The organism is Aeromicrobium sp. PFPM2_SD2, from assembly GCF_057364525.1.
This window is the reverse complement of record NZ_JBNFNZ010000563.1, coordinates 1-1,386: the sequence shown is the minus strand read 5'-3', so window position 1 is coordinate 1,386 and position 1,386 is coordinate 1. Positions and strand designations below refer to the sequence as shown.

Annotated in this window: 1 protein-coding gene; it reads left to right on the top strand. The window is 75.0% G+C overall.

Features of this window, described 5'->3' with window-relative positions; translation table 11 throughout:
• The coding region (locus AC2W7G_RS16345; protein WP_485869368.1) for a glycosyltransferase family 39 protein at positions 1 to 1,386 on the top strand (1,386 nt) is incomplete at both ends.

Here is a 1,386-nt window from a genome sequence, read left to right as displayed (position 1 = left end):
GTTCGCCGCGCCGCCCGCCTCTGGCGCGGACGCGCGCAGGACCCGGCCTGGGCCCGCCCCGCCCTCCTCGGCCTGCTGGCCGCGACCTTCCTGCTGTACGTGTGGGGCCTGGGCGCGTCCGGCTGGGCCAACTCCTTCTACTCCGCCGCCGTCCAGGCCGGCTCGGACTCGTGGAAGGCGTTCTTCTTCGGCGCCTCCGACGCGGCCGGCTCGATCACCGTCGACAAGCCGCCGCTCGCGCTGTGGCCGATGGCACTGTCGGTACGGCTGCTGGGGCTGTCGTCCTGGGCCATCCTGCTGCCGCAGGCGCTCATGGGCGTCGGCACGGTCGCCCTCGTGCACGCCACCGTGCGGCGCAGCACCGGCAGCCCGGCCGCGGGCCTGCTCGCCGGCCTGGTGATGGCCACGACGCCGGTCGCGGTGCTGATGTTCCGGTTCAACAACCCCGACGCGCTGCTCGTGCTGCTGCTCACCGCCTCGGTCCACGCGACGCTGCGCGCCCTCGAACGTCCCGAGCGCGCCGTGCGCTGGCTCGTCCTGGGCGGGGCGTTCGTCGGCCTGGCCTTCCTGACCAAGACGCTGCAGGCCTTCCTGGTGCTGCCCGGCCTGGCGCTCGTCTACCTGCTGTGCGCCGCCGTGCCGCTCGGCCGGCGGCTGCTGCACCTGCTCGCCGCCCTGGCCGCGGTGCTCGTCGCCGGCGGCTGGTGGGTCGCGATCGTCGAGCTCTGGCCGGCCGGCAGCCGCCCGTGGATCGGCGGCTCGCAGACGAACTCCTTCCTCGAGCTCACCTTCGGCTACAACGGCTTCGGCCGGCTGACCGGCGAGGAGACCGGGTCGGTCGGCGGTGGCGGCGGCTGGGGCGAGACCGGCCTGCTGCGGATGTTCGGCAGCGAGGTCGCCGGGCAGGTCGCCTGGCTGCTGCCCGCCGCGTTCCTGCTGCTGGTCGCGACCGCCTTCCTGGTGCTGCGCCAGCGGACGCTGCGCACGGCGCGCACCCACCCGGTCGTGGCCTCGCTGGTGGTGTGGGGCCTGTGGCTCGTCGTCACCACGCTGACGTTCAGCCTCATGGCCGGCATCTTCCACGCCTACTACACCGTGGCCCTCGCGCCGGCCGTCGCCGCGCTCGTGGGCACGGGGGCCTGGGCGCTGTGGACGTACCGGTGGTCGCTGGCCGCCCGCTTCCTGGCCGCGGTGACCGTCGCTCTGACCAGCACGTACGCCTTCACCCTGCTCGGCGCCACGCCGGGCTTCGTGCCGTGGCCGCGCTGGCTGGTGCTCGTCGTCGGGCTCGTCAGCGCGGCGCTGCTGGTGGTCCACGCGTTCCTGCCCCGGCGCGCGGCCGTCGCCGTCATGGTGGCGGCGCTGATCGCCGTGCTGGCCGGCCAC